This window comes from Saccharothrix hoggarensis, assembly GCF_042678885.1.
In the GTDB taxonomy this organism is placed as follows: domain Bacteria; phylum Actinomycetota; class Actinomycetes; order Mycobacteriales; family Pseudonocardiaceae; genus Actinosynnema; species Actinosynnema hoggarensis.
Genome location: NZ_JBHTLK010000227.1, coordinates 9,421 through 11,129, shown reverse-complemented (window position 1 = coordinate 11,129; position 1,709 = coordinate 9,421). Strand labels below are relative to the sequence as shown.

At 70.5% G+C, this 1,709-nt stretch carries 2 protein-coding genes; both read left to right on the top strand.

All coding sequences use genetic code 11. The annotated features are described in order from the left end of the window. Positions 1-449: 449 nt before the first annotated feature. Complete coding sequence (locus tag ACFQ3T_RS29705; protein WP_015097743.1) at positions 450-701, top strand: hypothetical protein; 252 nt, start codon at positions 450-452, stop codon at positions 699-701. 200 nt (positions 702-901) lie between these two features. Beyond that, positions 902-1,576 (top strand): Crp/Fnr family transcriptional regulator, encoded by a 675-nt coding sequence (locus ACFQ3T_RS29700; protein WP_033441932.1) that lies wholly within the window; start codon positions 902-904, stop codon positions 1,574-1,576. The last annotated feature ends 133 nt before the right edge of the window (positions 1,577-1,709 follow it).

Here is a 1,709-nt window from a genome sequence, read left to right as displayed (position 1 = left end):
TCGAAAAGCGTGATCGCCACGAAATGAGTCGCGAACGACCGACGCGGCCTCGCGGCGCGTGGTCCGGGCGGGTGCAGATGACAGGGCCACCGAAGAGCGGGCCGGCACGCCCGGCGGCGAAGGGTCAGCGGCGCGGCCGGCGGGGTGGCAGGGGGCGCGAGGCCGGGCGCCACACCGGTGTCGGCCGGCGGCGTGGGGCCGAATTTGTGGTTGCGCGTGGGCGTGGCCGGGGTGCGGGGCGTGGGTTCGGTGGGTGGTGCCCGGTGCGGGTCACCCTTGGAGGGGACGGGGTGGTTGCTGGGCGGGCGGGAGGTCGTTTGGCGGGTGAGGATCGGGGGCAAGCAACCTGAGGAGCGGCGCGCACGTCCTTCCAACGACCTCGAACCGACACGCCAGAGTGACCCCCCTTGACCGCGTCCGGAACCGGATGCGCAAAGATTCGGAGCATCATGACTGCCTGGTTCGTCATCGCCGTTCCGATCGTGATCATGTTCTTCGCGCTCTTCATGGAGCGCGTGGAAGCTCGTCTCCGCCACGTGGCGGTGCAGGAGGACGAGGTCGAGGAGTTCCTGGAGTCGGCCCGTCCCGACGAGGTCAGGGCGCTCTACGGGCACGGCATCGGTCGCGCGCTGGAGCTGTTCCGGCTGCGCAGGCTGGGTGGTCGTGCCAGGAACCTGCGTCAGCGGCGCACCCGCCGCTAAGCGGGACAAGGACCGGCGAGGCCCACGGGGTCACACCCCCGGCGGGCCTTTCGGGCTGTCCGGGGCTGGTTGGGCGGCGCGCCGGAAGGCGATCCACACCACAGCCCTTAGACTGCACTCAGTGATCGGCGGCAGGCGCTGATCCGCCAGAAGGCGGAACGCGCTCAACCATGCCGCCGCGTCTCGACAGGAGGGACGAGGTGGACGAGACCCTGGCCCGCGCGGGCATTTTCCAGGGGGTTGAACAGGCCGCAGCGGAGGCACTGGCGCAGACGCTGGAGTCTGTTGAATTCCCGCGTGGCCACGTGATCTTCGCGGAAGGCGAGCCGGGCGACCGGCTCTACATCATCCAATCCGGCAAGGTGAAGATCGGCCGGAAGTCGCCGGACGGCCGGGAGAACCTCCTGGGCATCTTCGGGCCGTCGGACATGTTCGGCGAACTGTCGATCTTCGACCCCGGTCCGCGCACGTCCACCGCGACCACGGTGACCGAAGTGCGCGCGGTCAGCATGGACCGCCCCGCGCTGCGGCAGTGGATCACCAACCGGCCGGAGATCGCCGAGCAGTTGCTGAGGGCCCTGGCCCGCAGGCTGCGCCGGACGAACTCCATGCTCGCCGACTTGATCTTCACCGACGTGCCGGGCCGCGTGGCGAAGGCGCTGTTGCAGCTCGCGCAGCGCTTCGGCAGCCAGGAGGCCGGTCTGCTGAGGGTCACCCACGACCTGACGCAGGAGGAGATCGCCCAGTTCGTCGGCGCCTCGCGCGAGACGGTGAACAAGGCCCTGGCCGACTTCGCCCACCGCGGCTGGCTCCGGCTGGAGGGCAAGAGCGTGCTGATCCTCGACCCGGAGCGCCTGGCCCGCCGCGCCCGGTAGGACAGCGACACTGCCCCCGCACCGCAACCAGGTGCGGGGGCAGCAACGCCAAGCGGCCCACCTTGGGCACCCCCGCGAGGCCGCGTCGGTCGTTCGCGACTCATTCGCCGGCGATCACGCTCTTCGATCGTCG